The following is a 17,120-nucleotide window of genomic DNA, read 5'->3' as shown; positions in this document are numbered from 1 at the left end:
AGATTTAACATGAGATTGACTGGTTGTTTTTCTATTATTTGTTTGATGATGGTTGGTTGTCAGCCTACACCACACATATTTAAACTGGAAGGAGAGGCACAAGGGACAACATGGCACATAAGTTTTTGGAGCCCAAATAATGTTAACTCTTCTTTACTTGAGGCGAATATAAATAAGAAACTTGAAGAGCTAGATAAGAATCTCTCTAATTATAGGCCCGACTCAACTATTAGCCTATTTAACTCATCCATGAGTACAGAGCTTATCGTAGTAGGCGAGGAAATCGTGAGTTTAGTTGAAAAGGCTAAAAACGTCTCTGCCAAAAGTTATGGATGTTATGATCTAACGGTAAAATCCTTATTTGATCTATGGGGTTTTGATAAGTTTCAGTTAATGGTCCCAAGTGAAATAGCTATTTCTGAAACACTTAAAAAAACAGGGATGCAACATTTACATTTACAATCTAATGCGATGTCAAAATCGAGTCCATATATTAATGTAGATTTGTCCTCCATTGCTCAGGGTTATAGTGTGGGTAAGTTAGCTGAAACGTTAGAATTATATGATGTTAAAAATTATTTAGTTGAAATTGGTGGGGAAATGGTAGTAAAGGGGCATAAACCCGATGGCTCTAATTGGAAAGTTGCGATTGAACGTCCTTTGCCGGATAAAAATATACTACACAAGCTATTAACCATAAAACAAGATCAAGCAATAATGACTTCTGGTACTTATCGGCATTACTTTGATAATAATGGTGTCCGTTTATCACACATTTTAGACGCCAGAACTGGTTATCCTGTAATACATAACACTGTATCGGTTACTGTATTGAATAAGGATCCAACGCTTGCTGACGCTTGGTCTACTGCACTTTTATGTTTGGGGCATGAGAGAGGGGTTGAGACTGCTAATAAAAACGATATTAGCGCATTATTTATTGCTGAAGAAAACAGTAAACTTGTTGAGTATTCGTCAAATGCATTTAATATTTTTACTGCATCAAGTTCTGTAATCAATGACAATTAGATATTGGCAATAACTCTATTTCTCATAAATACATTGAGAGTGAATAAACGTTAAAAATGAAACGTTAACCATTTTATTTTTGTTGACTGCATGTTAATATAAATTGCTGTTAATGCTCTATAAATTGCTATTTGTTGTCTTTTGTAAGAATCACAGCATTTAGTATAGATGAATTTTTATTTTACTGGATAAAAATTATGTTACATGCGTTTTTAATATCATTAGCTATATTAGCTTTACTAAGTATTATTTTTGAAGAAATTACTCATATCAATAAAGCAAAAACAACGCTTTTTTTTGGTTGTATAGCGTGGGCTACACTTTTCATTAATGCTGATGGCGTGGCAAATCAGGAGGTTGTAGCGCATAAATTCAATGAAAACTTACTCGAGATTGCAACTCTTTGGTTATTTTTAATGTCCACAATGACGTTTGTTGCATACCTTAATGCCAAAGGTATGATTCAAGTGATGGTACAAAAAATATTCCCACAGAAGGTTTCTGTGAGATTGCTGATGATCCAAGTAGGTTTGTTTTCACTTGTTCTTTCAGCATTTTGTGATAACGTCACAGCAACCCTTGTTTCCATTGGTTTACTATATACGTTTAAATTAGAAGATAGTATTCGTCTAAAAATGGCTGTACTAATCATCTTCTCAGTCAACTCTGGAGGGGTAGCACTTATTACTGGTGATGTCACTACTCTAATGATTTTTTTGAGTGGACATGTAAAGATGTCTGAACTTATTATATTGTTTATTCCATCATCTATAAGTGTAATTTTATTGGCTACAATTTTTTCTTATAAAATTGAAGGGTTCGTTACGACTTCGAACGATAAACTTACATATCAAAAGGTTGATGTGCTTATTGCCTTCATTTTCTTTTGTACAATTATGATGACTATGTTGTTTAACATTCTGTTTGAAATACCCCCTGTGTTAACCTTTTTAACTGGTCTATCAATTATGTTTTTAGTTGGCCATGTTTTTCGTAGTGATAAAGAGGAGATAAAAATCCTTGAATACATTCGCCAAGTTGAATATGACACATTATTATTCTTCTTGGGGATTTTATTGTTGGTTGGAATGCTTAAAGAAATTGGAACACTGGATTTATTGGCTAAAGCATATGCGATGTTTAATCCCAATATTTCAAACTTTGTCGCTGGCTTGGGCTCTGCTTTAATTGATAACGTTCCGCTTACTGCTGCGCTGCTGAAGGCTGAGCCTGTTCTCAATACTTCTGAATGGCTTGGTTTAACCTACAGTGTTGGTGTTGGTGGTTCTTTATTAGTAATTGGCTCAGCAGCGGGAATTGTTGCAATGAGCAAAGTAAAAGAGCTTACATTTGTTAGTTATATCAGATATGTCCCAGCATTATTTTTATGTTATTGCTTGGGCTATGCGTTAACATTGCTTTTAGCGAATGTTGTTTTTTAATAATTATAATTGATGGTTAGGTGTGAAGTTTCGCCTAACCATCAAATTAAAATTAACTGTATGTTTTTTATTGGTACTTTTTCATTTATTCACATGTGGTTTATGTGAATGCTTTATTGTGTTACGATATTTTTATAAGCCTTACTTGTATCAGGCAAGAACAAGAATTATTATGCCTAATATAATTCTGTACCATGCAAAAATATTTAATGAATGTTTGGCAACAAATTGAATTAGTGTATTAACAACAATAATTGCCGAGAAAAATGCTGCAATAAATCCAAAAACTATTGCCCAAATATCATCTATACTTAGCAGATGATAATTTTTTGATGCATCGTATACTGCGGCACCTAGCATGGTTGGTATGGCTAAGAAAAATGAAAACTCTGTTGCAGCTTGCCGTGATACCCCTGATAACATACCGCCAATAATAGTAGCACCAGATCTAGATGTGCCTGGGATCATTGAAATACATTGTGCTATTCCTATTGCTATAGCTTGTTTTAATCCTATCTGTTCAATACTTGTTATTTCAACTGTTTTTTTTCGTCCTTCAACCCAAAGTATGATAATTCCTCCAATAATTAATGTTGAAGCAACTACGGTTGTATTAAATAAAAGCTGTTTAATATTGCTAATAAATAATGCCCCTATAATAGCGGCTGGCAAGAAAGCAATCATGACCATAGCTGCAAATCGTTGTGCTACAGGGTCGGACTTTAGTACCCCATTAATTAGTGTTATAATTTTAATTCGGAATAACCAACATACTGCTAAAATCCCTCCTAATTGAATGACAACCTCAAATACTTTTGCCTCATGTGAGGGAAAGTTAATCCAATCACCAATTAAAATAAGATGTCCAGTACTTGAAATTGGTAAAAATTCAGTGATACCTTCAATAACTCCAAGTAGAAACGCTTTAAGAAAATAAATCCAGTCTGTCATTTTGTGCCTTTAAGTGTGTGAAATAGCGACTTGATAGTTAAATAAGTGGATAAAATATCAGTTTTTCACTGTTAATTAAATTATGTGAATGATATTTAATTTTTTGTTTCATAAGCGATTTTTATTGAATTTTCCACGAAATGCAATTGCACCAAAAGTTGTTAGCTGGTAGCGCTACTTGCTGATGAACAGGTTACCGAGTTTGATGACTTTGTTCGGTGTCTTCTCCCTACTTAATGTTTCTGCGACTTGTTCGTTATAATGTGCATATTCAAATCTTTTGTACTGTAAGAGATTGATAAACGTTTATAGGATTTAATGTCACTAACGCAAATGAGATTGACTTTTACTGACCAGCTATTAGGTTTCTGAACTTTGGGAGGTATTCATTTCAAAAGGTAATCTCTGGGCTAGAAGCGGTAGGCATTAGCTCTTTACCAGCAATGCCCACCTCATGGTGAGAGCCGTTACTTTTGTTTTCCTCTCACCATCCTGACGTATAGATAAATGACTGGTCCATTCCGACGGCCATGACCTTTATAGAATTGGATATGCCACTTGCCACCAAACTGGCTATTTTTATTAGTAATCGGCTCAGTAGCCGGGAATTGTTGCAATGAGCAAAGTAAAATAGCTTACATTTGTTAGTTATATCAGATAAGTCTCAGCATTATTTTTGTGTTATTGCTTAGGGTTTGCCTTAATATTAATTTTAGCTAATGAAATACATTCTCGTTATATTTAACTCAGAAGCCATTCTCTGTAGATAAAGAGCGTTAACATTAAGAAAATAGTGTGTTAGTCAGACAGTTTTGTATGATTATTCAGGTATAGGAATATGGCTTTCAACGGTATTACCCTGGTTTATAATTATTTCTATTCTGCGGTTTTTCTGACGATGTTCAGGTGTATCATTTTTAAAACGAGGTTGTGTATCAGCTAAGCCCTGAACAATAATTCTACTTGGGTTTACGCCCTTGTTTTTAGTGATTACTCTAACGACTGCCGTAGCTCTTAAAGATGATAAGTCCCAATTGTCAGCATAAATCTCCATTGGCAATGTTGCGTCAGTATGTCCGGCTATCACTATTCTTCCTGGGACTGACGCGATAATCTCGCCAATCTTATCAATTAGCGGTACAAATTTAGGTTGTATAAAAGCAGAGCCCGATGCAAAAAAAGTGTTGTTGTCACCGATTCGAATGATGAGACTATCACTCACAGCATCAATTTCAATTTCTTGATTTTCTATTTCATTTTTTAACTTAGCGGATATTATTTCTTTATACTTTTTTATTGTGTCATTGCTCTTCGCATTTGCTAGCGTATTGTCATTGCTCTCGGAGCTTGCAGGTGCGGTTGTTGCAAGTTCAATAAGCTTTGGTTCTGCATCTACAACGGATGTCACAGTATTGGGTTCGAGTATACTCGTTCCTCCAGGTGCTAATGAAGTCACAGCAGGAGTTGATATCAACCCGATTTTAGCCAATGAATCTATAAGACCTTCAACCATAAACTTTGCTTCATTTTTATCACTCATCGCAAATGAGTACAACACTACAAATAAGGCAAATAACAGTGTCATAAAATCTGCGTAAGAAATTAACCAACGTTCATGATTTTCTGGGGGATCAACTTTCTTTTTTCTCATCTCGTTAGTGCTCTAAATATGGATTTAAATGAGCTTGTAACCGTTGTGGTGACTCACCGTCTGCAATGCCAATTATTCCAGTCAGAGTCATCTCTTTAAATACACTTAACTGATGTGCAAACGCTTTGTAACGGTTTCCAAATGGCAGGAAGATGATATTAGCCGCAGCAACGCCATAAATAGTTGCAATAAATGCGACTGCAATCGCACCACCTAATTTATCTGGGGCATCAAGTAACCCCATAGCATGAATTAGTCCAAATACAGCACCAACAATTCCCATCGTAGGACAATAGCCACCCATTGCCTCATATACTTTTACAGTTTGTTCTACACCGTGCTGTTCAAATTCAATCTCTTTTTCTAAGATTTCTACAATATTGTCTTTTTCATAACCATCAACGAGTAATTGAAGTCCTTTATGTAAAAAAGGATCGTTAATTTGGTCTATCTTATCTTCAATTGATAGTAAACCACCTTTTCGCACATCGCCTGCAATGTCGACCAAAAACTCGGCTCGCTCCGCCAAATCAGTTCGTAAAGGGAAAATGAGCCACTTAAAGCGTTTTATTGAAGCAATAATTACTGAAAAAGGAAACTGTGCTACAGTTGCACCTATTGTTCCCCCGATAACAATCATAAATGCTGGTAAGTCCAGTAAGGCACTAGGATGCCCACCTTCGATAAGGTTTCCAACTAATATAAATAATATTGCAACCAATACACCAATAAAACTCATTTATCTCATTCCTAAATTAGAAATACAAAAAAACATACAACACATTGTTTTCACATGAAATAAATTAACCATTCTATCTTACTTTATAATGAGTAGCTTAGTTGTTAACTCTACTTTTATTAGTTTAATAAAATATAAAATCAAAGCTACCTTATCCAACTTTACAACTACAAAAACCAATAATTTAAATAAAAATTTCTTTTATAGCATATAAGATGCATTTTCAATCAGAGTATAGTTCAAGTAGATAAAACCAGTGCAATTTTTCAAAAAGCAAATATCGTACCATTTCAGCTTTAGCAGTAATGACAAATACAGGCCCAACAAAGAGTGGGTCTAGGACATAACCGACTTGATACCGTGTAAAGATTTTTCCATACAATGGTTAATACCTAAGTGCTGATAGCCTTGTCCTATTAATAGTCAAGATTGCTTACTCCTCAGCCTGCAATTAACTAAATCAGACAAAACATCAATATGTTTACCCAATTATGCAACTTTACAACAGAAGTTAGGTTAAAAAGAAGTGAATAAGTTTTAATGAAAGAGTATTTTAGAATACTAGACTGACTAAATAGCGACCCGCACGAATACTTTTGGGCACTTTACACTATGAGTAACAAAGCGACGACCAACTACTGCGCGTGCTGAAGCTTAATGCCAAACATGAGCATTGCTTTAGATCCAATCTAAGCATCATTCCCTATAACTCCTATAGCGGTACTCTTCTAGAAGATATCAGACAAGTTTGGGAAATGATGAAAACCATGCATTATCCATAGATAGCTATCAATGCCGAAGACAAATCAGGACTGTGTTGCATGAGTTAGAACAAACTGCTATTCATGCATAATTAGCCAGACAAATTCAGATAGTCACATGATGGGACCGCATTGTACGACCCAACATGACGACAAAACATGAAACTGATAAAGATTTTTTTAAAGATAATGGGATTCTCTTCTCATTTATTAATGCTCATAAAAAACACCGACATAATGCCAGTGCTTTATTATATAAAATAAATAATTTAGTTAAATACGAAATTTCCTCACAACATCCTGCAACTGCGTGGCTAAATGATTCAGATCGTTACATGCCATCGCCATCTGTTTCGCACCAGTAGCCACCTCTTCAGAAGCGTCGCTAATATTTGCGACATTACGGTTTAGCTCTTCACTTACGGCGCCCTGTTCTTCTGTCGCGGTAGCAATCTGAATATTCATTTGAGAAATGCTGCTCACTGAACCGCTGATTTTCGCAATCGATTCTCCAGCCTCCTTAGCTTTGTTAACAGTCTCAATCATCATAGCTTGGCTCTGCTGCATAGTATTCCCAGCTTCACTAGCCCGTAACTGCAATTCAGAAATGATGCTATTGATTTGAGAAGTGGAGTCCTGTGTCCGTTTGGCTAGCGTTCGCACCTCATCTGCCACGACAGCAAACCCTCTACCCTGTTCGCCAGCTCTTGCAGCTTCAATGGCCGCGTTCAGCGCTAACAAGTTAGTTTGTTCAGCAATACCTTGGATCACCTCCAATACCATCCCAATATTACGGCTATCATCTCCCAATTTACGGATAACTACCGCGGTAGCTTCTATCGCTCCAGCGACCTTATCAATACGCACAATCGAGTCATTTACTGTTTCACTACCTTGCGTCGCAGTGCCACTTGCCTGTGTCGCTGCATTGGCGGCATCGTTGGTATTTCGAGCGACGTCTTGAACGGTAGCTTGCATCTCATGCATCGCAGTAGCCAACTGGTTTAGCTCATTTTGCTGAGTTTCCATATTGTTGGATGACTGCAAAGCAACAGCGCTTATCTCCTCGGCCGCAGAGCTAAGTTGCACTACAGAGTTGGAAACCTCACTAACCAGCATGCGCAAGTTATCTTGCATCTCATTAAAGCTATCTGCCAGTTGACCAAACTCATCACGGGCAAACAAATTCATGTCGAGCTTATTGGTCAAGTTACCAGCTGATACCTGATTAGTTTGCTTTAACAACAACATTATGGGATTTTTTATCTGACGGATTAACAGTAATGCCATCGCTAGTACAAAAAATATTGTGCCAAGTCCCACTATAATGCTGAGCATTTTGGCTGTTTTATAGGCTGACTCACTACTTGTCGCCATCTCCTGTGCTGCGCGATCATTTTCATTTCGTAAATTCGCAGTTTCTTCTCCAGCCACTTCCAAAGTTTGTCTGGTCACTGTTTTGATCATCACATTTGCACTCGCCATGTCCCCTTTTTCAATGGCTGTCACCAATGATGAGTGTGCAGCGAAATATTTTTCTGCAGCGATGCCAAGCTCTGTAAATTGTTGTTTGTCTTGCTCTGATACAAAATCTAGTTTGGCATATTGTTGGTCTGCGACTTCAAATTCATGCTTGGCTGTCTCAAAGCGTTGCTTACTAATCTCCATGGCAGCAGAGTCCTGTTTCATCACGTCAATTACCATGTTCAATTCAGCACGTCGAGCATCAAGTAATGCAACATGCATTTGAGCAGATGAACGAATAGAAGGGATTAGGTTTTCAGTAATCTTAGTCGTATTACTATGCAAGCTGGCAAGCTGAGTGACTGAAAACCAAGCCAATCCCAGCACCAGTAAAGAAAGGATAAAAAACACTGTGGTCATTTTTTGTATTATTGTCATGCTTTTAAACATAAACTAACTCCTGTCTGATACTTTTTCGAATGGTACAAACGGAAAAATTTTTAATATCGCTCTTAGGGAACGATATACAAGATCCCCTAAAGTATCAGTATGATCTGTACTTTTAAAAATGAACAATTTGCTCAATATTTTTTATTAATGACAGTCATTATTCGCAATAGAGGTTCAAGACAAGGAAAGTTTGATAATGGCTACAGGTGGTATTTGTAAAGGCTTCTCAATTACAGAATATCTATTGAGGGAAGTATGAAGTATTTCTGTCTAAATGAGTGCCCTTCTACTTAGTAAAGCAAGCCTTTAGAAAAATCATACCAGTGCAGCTTCACAGGCATTGATGTGAATATTGATGTATTTTTGGGCAATGTTTATACAGTAAAGTGCAAGAAACATAGTGATGAATCCACGATTTCAAATACTGCCCATTGAAGAACGACTCACAATAAAACACTAACAAAATGTGAGTATTACAAAAAATAATCAAAATCTAGTTTGGTTGATTTAACGTCATATTTGCTACTACAGGCCACAAAACTCACGGTCAAATCATGAAAGCAAATATGTTATTCTTTCTGCAAGCGCATATTGCTTATCATCATTTAATAGCAAATTATTTTGCATAGGTATCTGTCCAAACCTTTGATAAAATCCTATCAACGGGTTAGCAGTCTTGGTGGACAACCGTCTAACCCGCCAGCCCTCGTAAGAGGGCGTTCTTTCTAATTCATCCTATCTAGTAGTGCCATTTCGGCTTTCCTTAGCCAGAAGATGTAAGACTTCTTGCTGTCAAATCCCATTAAAGCCCACTGTTCTTTGCAGAGGTAATGGGCGCGAATGGCGCGTTTACAGTTAATGGATAACTGCTCAACGAGGTGGTCAAAATGGGCGACATGGGCAGGCACGTTGAGTTCGTGCTTTAGGTTGCCACCGCCCAGTGCTTCGCCTAAACGGTCGCAGGCGCTGCGGTTTGAAAACCCCTTGCCCAATTCTTGGTACACCCAATAACGGCCCCAGCGATACAGCCCTAACCGCAACGCCTTAATGTTCATCCTCTGCTCGGGTTCATCGCTAAAGCCCATTGGCCACCTCATTTATCTTCTCAATCGAAAGCTTAAACACATCAAGGCATATCGATGTCACATCGTCATAGGGCGCAGTAGTACGGCCATTTTCCCAACGTTGATAAGTGTTACGACTAATGCCGTAAATCTCAGCCACTTCGTCTTGGGTCATGCCCCGTAAACGGCGCCCTACTTTCAATACATCCGCGGCGCGATTAGCCATAAATCCTCCTGCGTGAACTCCATAACCCACTCGTTTTATTTCTAATTGTTATTGTTAGCGTCATAACCACCCCACTAACATTGGCTCGTCCGGCTCACTCGGCTCAGTGGTCGATTGGCGCATTATCTCGGGCGCCACATCATCAAACCCCAGTGTGATTAAGTGTGCGTGGTAGGCATCCAACGCCATCAACATGCCCTTATCTAAGGTGCTGTTAACGTAAGTGCGCAGCAGCAATGGCAAGGTGTGATTCAAAATTCGCTCACCCACCATGGTATCTACGCCCATATCAGCAATAATGGTGCGGCACAGTTTTCTTAGTGCATGGGAGGTAAATGCCTTAAACCGAATCGTCTCACTCCAATACTGCGCGGTGCGAATGCTCACCGGCCCCACTTCGCCTGGGAACAAAAACGCCCGCTTGCCCACATGCGTGTATTGCCATTGGGCATAATGGGTTATCAGCTTCTTGGCTGTGGGCGTCATAGGTAAGCGATGCTCTTGGCGGTTCTTGGCATTCTCGGCGGGGATAAACCAGTAATCGCCGGCAAAGTGGTCCCAACGTGCTAAACGGGTTTCACCTATGCGGGTACCGAACATCAACATCAACACAAACAGCATGGCCACCGGTCTTGCTGCATTTCGCAATGCGCTGAATAACGGGCCCACGTCCGACTCGCTTAATTGCGTGCCCACCAAAGGCGGCATCTTCAAACTCATCTGCACCCGATACCCCGCCAAGCTATTGGTGTCTAACACCCGTAAATCGGCCGCGACCGATAACGCCCGTTTCAACACTTTCACCGCCGCTTTGATGTAATTGGCCGAGTACCCCTGCGCCAACATGGGTTTGATTAAATAACTGTCCACCGCGATAAAGTTCAGCTCATTGAGTGGTAACTCACCAAAGCAGCCGCTGAGATGTTTACTCACTAACGATTTACAGTTACTGCGCCAGCTGTTGCTTAAAGTGCGATTGCACTCCACATGGGTGACAAACCACGCCAGCAATTGCGCGACCGTGGTAAATTCGTTGCTGATTACCGCTTGGCCCATACTGCGTTTGGCGAGCAAACTGGGTAACTCGGTTAAAAAGGTCTTCAAGCACATCACTGGCCACACGCCCTGCTTTTGCCACACGGTTTTGCCTGCTTCGTTCATCACTAAATACACTGAGGCTTGGCGTCTATCGGTCGAGGCCCGTAACCGCACCGCCGGAAACTGCGTGTCCCGAAAGTCTCGCGTTATGCCTGCCCGCAACCAACGGCGCAATACTGCATCGTTTAACTTGCCTTGCTCTACGCCTGTTGCTGTCATCACCTGCGCCATCTAGCCCTCCAACCGATATTCAAAGGTGTGATGGGTACCCGAGCGTATGCGCTTAACTCGCTGGTTCATCGGCATATCCCGAAACCGCGCACTTAACGCCGTCTCGCTATCGTGAACCCCAAAGCGGTTAAAGCTCTCTTGCTGGATTTCAAACAGGGTCCAAAACCGTTTCCCTGTGATGATGCGCATCAAGCGTTCGCGCTGGGTCAGTGGTTTATTCGCCATCGTTTGCCCCCTTAAGCCCAAGGTTTGTTCGTAGCGTGGCAATAATTGATTTGGCCTTGGCCGCCTCAGTGGGCCGCGTCACTGTTTCGGGCAGTGCTTTAGGCAATGCCACATCGGTCAACTCGCCACGGCTAAAGCGTCTGCATAACACTGTGTAATTGCGCTCAAAGGTCATTAACACATCCTTTTCAAGCCCAGTCGCAAACATCCAACTGCCCGTCTCACGCACCGCCAAGCGCACCACATCATGGCTCCACGTATGCTTGTCAGGGTGATGGTAATGGCGGGTTGCCTCCTTAAACGCCGCCTCTAACGTGGGCAGCCCCAAATCACAGGCCGTGGGTTGGCACCAAAGCGCAAACTGGCGCGGTGTCGGCCAAAACTGCCTATCGCCCTGCTCACGTCTGGCGCGATTCAACCCCGCTTGCACTTGCTCGCGGCTGGCAATCCCCTGCGCCGCCAAGGTTTTAAGCCACTCGGCTTTGTGGGTTGCTTCATCCTCAGGCCGCGGCGCACTCACCGGAAACAACACCCGCAACTTGCTAAACACGCTGTCCACAATCGCCATGTCCATTGCCGTCGGCTCGGGTTGACTCACACGCCCCTGCCCAACCAGCGGCTGGCGCATCAACGTTTGCAGTGATTTCATGCTCGTATTTTGGTTGGCAGTCATATCAAAGGGTCCTCTGGGTCATACACCGCATAGCTCCAATCCACTTGCCCAACCGCGGTTGCCATCGGTCTTGGCAACGGCGTCAGCCAGTGGCGTTCGCGGATAAACTTGGTAATGCCGAGCACAAACTGGCCGTTAGCGCTAAAGCCCCAACTTGCATCCAGCGCCGCAGCCTCCTTCAACCAGCTCACCGCCAACACACAATCGGCATCGGTCAGCTTTTCGGCCTTCCACGCTTTCCACGCAGCCGAATCCGAGCCGCCTTTGCGATGGGCGGGATAGGCTTTGAAAAACGCATTGAAAACCGACTTAGCACTGGTTGCTGGACAAGAGTCTTTTAAAGATTCTTTGATAGGTTCAAAAGAGTGACAGATTCTGGGTGCAGCTCCTGCACCCTCAGAGGGTGAATCTCCTGCACCCATGGGTGAATCTGCTGCACCCCCAGTATTTTCTAGGGGTGAATATGCTGCACCCTCAGTATTTTCTAAGGGTGAATTTGCTGCACCCTCAGTAAAAGGTAGGGTTTGAGCAGGTTTATCACTCAGAACACACGATGAAAAGTCCAAAATATACAGGTTGGATGTATTGCGTTTATGCTCACTCTTGCGGGTAATTTTGCGCACCAGTCCGACGTCAACCAGCGCATTAATGTGGTTAATCGCCGACCGCTCGCTTATCTCACAAGCCTGCGAAATATACTCGTAACTCGGCCAGCATTCGCCTTGGTCATTGGCGTTATCAGCAAGCTTGATCAACACCAGCTTGCGCAGTGGATTACCCACCTTGGCCTTCATCGCTTTTACCATCAATTCCATACTCATAAGTCACCCCCAAACGGAGCAACCCACAAAGTTGAATTGACGCAAACCCCATGCTTCAGTAACATGCTATTGCCTCACTTTAGGTATAGGTATTAAGCCCGCATCGGTCGCCAAAACTTCAGCGGGCTTTCTTATGTCTACAGCAACGGGTCAACTGCAATGCGCCCCGTTGCCCTCCGCTCGCTCGCCTTCACTGCCAAGCAAGTAAACCTTGTGCGCCAAGTTACTGCGCAACTGGCTAAAAAAATTACGCCGTTTAATGTGCACGTTGCGGCTAGTCACGATGGCATTCACATTAGCTGCACTCATATCAGCCGCACTCACATCAGCCGCGCCTGCATCCACCGCCAATAGCGCAATAGAACGCTCCGCGCGTTGTTCTTCCATCAGCAGATAATTCATAATCCAATCGATACTCACCGTCGGCAGCAACAACTGCTTGCCACTGCCCAGCAGCGCCTTATCCACGATGTCGGTCGCGATAACCGCCCAACGCTCGGGGCGACTATGCTGCAATTCATCGCAGCGCCTTAACACCTCAACCATTCGGCCCACCTGCGTTCGCCTAAACAACTCCGCCGTGGTATGCCCATGAAAACAGGCAATGTCTTTGCCCATGTTCACGCCACTTAACGCTGCCCGTTCAGAGGTTGCCGCGCTAAGATCATTGGCGCTAAGCTCAGCAACATTAGTCACAGTGCTATTAGGCATGTTCGACTTAGATTTAAGCGCCATCGCCTTAAGCATTAACTGCTTTGCTTGCATCATGAGTAACGTCACTTGCGCGGTTTCCATCTCGGTAAGCGCGGCCACGGCGGGCCCATCATCACGGCTAACTTGTCCATGTACCGAACACGCGGCGCCGCCCTCCAAACAACAAATTAAACATTCAGGATCAAACATCGTTATCCTCCTCACTTCATGATCTTAGGTATCAAGCCCGCATCGGTCGCCAAACTGTGGCGGGCATCGGGATAACGGCGTTTTTTACGCGCCCAGTTATCACTTAACTGATTTGTGAACATGTCATTCACTCCTTCACTTATTTCACCAAGTCATTTCAACAACTGCCACTTATGCCCATTGGCACACACGGCGCGTTTCGAGCCCGACTTGGTTTGTTTTAAAGCCAAACCGCACTGGCCACACGGCACATCAGCCACCCGCTTAAGCATTACCGCATTAATCTGTGCAGTGTGATTAGCCCGTTTAGGCCGATAACCTAACGCCCGCGCCACTTTTACATACTCTTTCGCAATCCATTTGCCATCGGGTTCTAAGTGCAAACCGTCGCCGATCATGTCACCCAAGCGGACCAACTGCTGATGCAGCTCAGTCTTAGCGCTGGCGATAACATTGATGTTTAGGTTTGATTGCGGCATCGCGGTCACTTCTCGGCCGCGTATTGCGCCGCCTTACCGCCATGACTCGCTAAATACGGATACGCCAGCTCTAACGCCGCCATGCTGGCTTGCGTGGTCGCCGCCGACTCTTTTAACTCGCGGTGCGCCGCCACTAACTGCTCGCGCTTGGGCTCACAGCCCAAATGGATCACCGCCACTTGCGCCTCGGCGTTCTCTTTAGTGAGCGACGCCGCCATATCGGCCACATGCAACACATGGCCATCATTCATGCGGTCAGCAATCACAGTCACCCCAGTGCAACCAAACACATCGTTGAGATACTGCACCCGCAAATGCTCGGGCAATGCCGCCACCAGTGCTTGCTCAACATGAAACAAGCGATCAGCCTGCGGATGCTGGCCCTCGTACTGGCCAAGCCAACGGAACAGCTTTTGCGCATTTATCCGCGCATCGTTGTGCACATCTTGCGTGCTCGCAAAGCTAATGCCCTCCGCCGCCAACACCTCGCTCAGGCCGAGGCGCTCAACCGCCGCAACAAAATCTATCGCCAGCGCAAAGCGCGTCATCTTGGGTAACTCCAACACCCGATGAATCGTTTTCATCAACAAATTCAAACGGCTATCTTTTTTACGTGAATTGGTTTTCATGTGTACTTACCTCCTTTAACCTAAAGTGAACCTAAGCCACACTCGCCGACTTAGGATTATCTAAAACTGAGTAATCCTGCTTATCGTTTGATTGATTTACAGCATGTGGAACACATTCCAACGGATCAGGAAAAACATCAGTAAACGAGCATGAGGAGCCTAATCGATTGAGAGCATTAACCATTTCCCAAGCTTTTGATGTATTCAATTTACGGATTCCGCTTTCATATCGGTCAATAGAACTCTGGCTGACGCCTACAATGTCACCGACGTCTTTTTGAGTTGCGTTAATGGCATTTCTGTAATGTTTTAGTTTGTTCATATGAACCTCCACACCAATATATACCATTTCGGTATTTTTGGCGCAATGAAAATATACCGTATCGGTTGTTTTTATAACATGCCGATATGGCATAATTTGGATATGAAAATGAATTGGTATGATCTGGTTAAGTCCAGAATGAAAGAGATTGGTATTACGCAAGATGTGCTGGCAGAGCGCATGAATATGGCTCAGCCAACTATTGCTAGATATCTAAATAAAAAACGAGAACCAGATTTAGAAACCATTGCATCAATAATGAAGCATGTAGATCTTAGTCATATGGTTTTAACATCAGACGGATTAGTCGAGTACCCTGATTCTGCTATTGAAAACACCAGAGTTGTCGAAAGAAATATGTCATATCAACGCGCATTTCCAGTAATCAGCTATGTACAAGCAGGAGCTTGGGCAGAAGCGATTGAGTCAGTTCCTGCGCTTGCTTCAGATGAATGGTATGAAACCACAGAACGAACTGGTGAGAAGTGTTTTTGGCTGAGAGTTTCCGGCGATTCAATGACGGCGTCATCTGGTATTAGTTTCCCTGAGGGAACTTTAATCCTTGTTGATACTGAACGCGATCACCAAAGTGGCTCGTTTGTAGTTGCAAAATTGACTGACGTTAACGAGGCCACCTTTAAAAAACTGGTGATGGATGCAGGACAAAAATTCCTTAAACCGCTAAACAACGCATACCCTACGCTACCAATTAATGGAAACTGTAAGATTATTGGTGTTGTAGTGGATGCTAAAATTAAGATTTTCTAACAAGTTAGAAGTTAGAATTTTTGGGTGGTGCCTGCAACATTAATGTGTTTATTGATGAAGAGTTAGCTTCGACCTTAGATGTATCAGAAAAGGCTACATTCAATATCAAAACAGACGAAATGTTTCTTGCTCTGCAACTTACTGGTAATGGCCTATGTATAAATAGCAGTATCCACCAGTTAGAAACTTCGATTAAGCAAGGACAAAATAAAACCTATTGGGTTGCAATTGCCCCATCTGGCAGCATGGCAATATTACCTAGTGGTTTCTATAAATAAAAAGTGGATACAATCAAAATGGATGATTTAACAGCAGACTTTTTAGCAAAACACCCTTATATCCCCGCTAAATTTATCGCGTTAGATGCAGAAACAACAGGGCTAAGTGCTGGCTTTGATAAAATTATCGAGATTGCAGCAATCAAATTTGATCTTCTATCTAACGATCATCCTGTATTTGAAGCATTGATTAATCCAAATGTAAAAATATCGCGCAAGATCACCAGTATCACTGGGATCACTAATAAGATGTTAGCTGACCAAGAGACCTTCACCGACATAGCAGAAGACTTAAAGCAATTTATGGGTGATCTCCCCATAGTGGCCTATAACGCCAAGTTTGATAAAAGTTTTTTAGATGCTGAGTTTGCCAATACCGGCATTACCTTAAATAATCATTTTCACTGTGCAATGAACTTATCGAAGCTGGCTTTTACCTTGCCAAGCTACAAGTTAGCAACAGTGGCTGAGCACTGTAATGTCCCGCTGAATGAAGCACATCGCGCTAAAGCCGATGCAGTGGCCGCTGGCCGAGTTTTTATGTGTGCAGCGGTGACATTAGGCCATATCAATGAGATTACCCCTAAAAAGCCCTTTATTAGATCAGTTGGCGCAGACCACAAAGCATACCCGCCTAATGAATTTGGTGAGCTATACGGTCAGACAATCGTCTTTACGGGCGAACTGTCCATGACTCGCGCCGAAGCCTTTGAATCCGCCGCTGACCTTGGGCTTGAAATTAAAACTGGCGTATCAAAAAAGACAAATTATCTTGTCGTGGGTGAACAAGATGAAAACCTAGTTGGCCCAAGTGGCATATCCAGCAAGCAACTAAAAGCGCGAGATCTTATTGATGAAGGCTTTGATATTCAAATTTTAGATGAAGATGAATTCACGGCGTTAATTGAAGGGTAGT

General features: G+C 42.3%; 19 protein-coding genes. 5 read left to right on the top strand and 14 right to left on the bottom strand.

Annotated elements, in window-relative coordinates; all coding sequences use genetic code 11:
* Positions 1-9 precede the first annotated feature (9 nt).
* Together HGO26_RS11695 and nhaD are read left to right on the top strand one after the other, a co-directional pair.
* Positions 10-1,029, top strand: a complete 1,020-nt coding sequence (locus tag HGO26_RS11695) for an FAD:protein FMN transferase (RefSeq protein ID WP_168825340.1) — start codon at positions 10-12, stop codon at positions 1,027-1,029.
* Positions 1,030-1,226: 197 nt separating this feature from the next.
* Entirely contained in the window at positions 1,227-2,471 is a 1,245-nt protein-coding gene (gene nhaD / locus HGO26_RS11690) for a sodium:proton antiporter NhaD (protein ID WP_028759666.1), read from the top strand.
* Between the two features lie 150 nt (positions 2,472-2,621).
* On the opposite strand, the gene HGO26_RS11685 is transcribed toward nhaD, so the two are convergent.
* The 14 genes from HGO26_RS11685 to HGO26_RS11620 form a co-directional block, all read right to left on the bottom strand.
* A complete protein-coding gene (locus HGO26_RS11685) occupies positions 2,622-3,422 on the bottom strand; it encodes an undecaprenyl-diphosphate phosphatase (RefSeq protein ID WP_028759665.1) in 801 nt (266 codons plus the stop codon).
* Positions 3,423-4,242: 820 nt separating this feature from the next.
* Entirely contained in the window at positions 4,243-5,073 is an 831-nt protein-coding gene (locus tag HGO26_RS11680) for an OmpA family protein (RefSeq protein ID WP_168825338.1), read from the bottom strand.
* A 4-nt stretch (positions 5,074-5,077) separates the two neighbouring features.
* Positions 5,078-5,812, bottom strand: a complete 735-nt coding sequence (locus tag HGO26_RS11675) for a flagellar motor protein (RefSeq protein WP_168825335.1) — start codon at positions 5,810-5,812, stop codon at positions 5,078-5,080.
* 1,034 nt (positions 5,813-6,846) lie between these two features.
* Positions 6,847-8,487 carry a methyl-accepting chemotaxis protein gene (locus HGO26_RS11670; RefSeq protein ID WP_168825333.1) on the bottom strand — a complete coding sequence of 547 codons (1,641 nt, stop codon included), beginning with the start codon at positions 8,485-8,487 and terminating at the stop codon, positions 6,847-6,849.
* 725 nt (positions 8,488-9,212) lie between these two features.
* Positions 9,213-9,572 (bottom strand): hypothetical protein, encoded by a 360-nt coding sequence (locus tag HGO26_RS11665; protein ID WP_006082022.1) that lies wholly within the window; start codon positions 9,570-9,572, stop codon positions 9,213-9,215.
* Positions 9,562-9,777: a helix-turn-helix transcriptional regulator gene (locus tag HGO26_RS11660; RefSeq protein ID WP_006082023.1), complete on the bottom strand. Its 216-nt coding sequence runs from the start codon at positions 9,775-9,777 to the stop codon at positions 9,562-9,564. The genes HGO26_RS11665 and HGO26_RS11660 overlap by 11 nt, the downstream gene beginning before the upstream one ends.
* A gap of 60 nt (positions 9,778-9,837) precedes the next feature.
* Positions 9,838-11,106 carry a tyrosine-type recombinase/integrase gene (locus tag HGO26_RS11655; RefSeq protein ID WP_168825331.1) on the bottom strand — a complete coding sequence of 423 codons (1,269 nt, stop codon included), beginning with the start codon at positions 11,104-11,106 and terminating at the stop codon, positions 9,838-9,840.
* Positions 11,107-11,331, bottom strand: a complete 225-nt coding sequence (locus HGO26_RS11650) for a hypothetical protein (protein ID WP_012088970.1) — start codon at positions 11,329-11,331, stop codon at positions 11,107-11,109. It lies immediately after the preceding gene.
* Positions 11,321-12,004, bottom strand: coding sequence for a replication protein P (locus tag HGO26_RS11645; protein WP_168825329.1), 684 nt, complete (start codon positions 12,002-12,004; stop codon positions 11,321-11,323). Before HGO26_RS11645 ends, HGO26_RS11650 begins: the two co-directional genes overlap by 11 nt.
* On the bottom strand, positions 12,001-12,825 hold the full coding sequence (locus tag HGO26_RS11640) for a helix-turn-helix domain-containing protein (protein ID WP_168825327.1): 825 nt from the start codon (positions 12,823-12,825) through the stop codon (positions 12,001-12,003). The genes HGO26_RS11645 and HGO26_RS11640 overlap by 4 nt, the downstream gene beginning before the upstream one ends.
* A gap of 150 nt (positions 12,826-12,975) precedes the next feature.
* Positions 12,976-13,728 (bottom strand): hypothetical protein, encoded by a 753-nt coding sequence (locus HGO26_RS11635; protein ID WP_168825325.1) that lies wholly within the window; start codon positions 13,726-13,728, stop codon positions 12,976-12,978.
* Positions 13,729-13,880: 152 nt separating this feature from the next.
* Positions 13,881-14,207 carry a hypothetical protein gene (locus HGO26_RS11630; RefSeq protein ID WP_168825323.1) on the bottom strand — a complete coding sequence of 109 codons (327 nt, stop codon included), beginning with the start codon at positions 14,205-14,207 and terminating at the stop codon, positions 13,881-13,883.
* Between the two features lie 5 nt (positions 14,208-14,212).
* Positions 14,213-14,836, bottom strand: coding sequence for a hypothetical protein (locus HGO26_RS11625; protein WP_168825321.1), 624 nt, complete (start codon positions 14,834-14,836; stop codon positions 14,213-14,215).
* Between the two features lie 31 nt (positions 14,837-14,867).
* Positions 14,868-15,158 (bottom strand): helix-turn-helix domain-containing protein, encoded by a 291-nt coding sequence (locus HGO26_RS11620; RefSeq protein ID WP_168825318.1) that lies wholly within the window; start codon positions 15,156-15,158, stop codon positions 14,868-14,870.
* Positions 15,159-15,266: 108 nt separating this feature from the next.
* Here HGO26_RS11620 and HGO26_RS11615 point away from each other — a divergent pair, with 108 nt between their 5' ends.
* Genes HGO26_RS11615 through HGO26_RS11605 form a run of 3 tightly spaced genes read left to right on the top strand, consistent with a single transcriptional unit; the run spans position 15,267 to position 17,119 of the window.
* Entirely contained in the window at positions 15,267-15,926 is a 660-nt protein-coding gene (locus HGO26_RS11615) for a LexA family protein (protein ID WP_247651541.1), read from the top strand.
* Positions 15,927-15,970: 44 nt separating this feature from the next.
* The gene (locus HGO26_RS11610; RefSeq protein ID WP_168825316.1) at positions 15,971-16,204 is read left to right on the top strand and encodes a hypothetical protein; all 234 of its coding nucleotides are present in this window, start codon (positions 15,971-15,973) and stop codon (positions 16,202-16,204) included.
* A gap of 18 nt (positions 16,205-16,222) precedes the next feature.
* Positions 16,223-17,119: a 3'-5' exonuclease gene (locus HGO26_RS11605; protein WP_168825312.1), complete on the top strand. Its 897-nt coding sequence runs from the start codon at positions 16,223-16,225 to the stop codon at positions 17,117-17,119.
* Position 17,120: the final 1 nt, after the last annotated feature.

Source organism: Shewanella oncorhynchi (assembly GCF_012584455.1).
In the GTDB taxonomy this organism is placed as follows: domain Bacteria; phylum Pseudomonadota; class Gammaproteobacteria; order Enterobacterales; family Shewanellaceae; genus Shewanella; species Shewanella oncorhynchi.
This window is presented reverse-complemented; position numbering and strand designations above follow the sequence as displayed.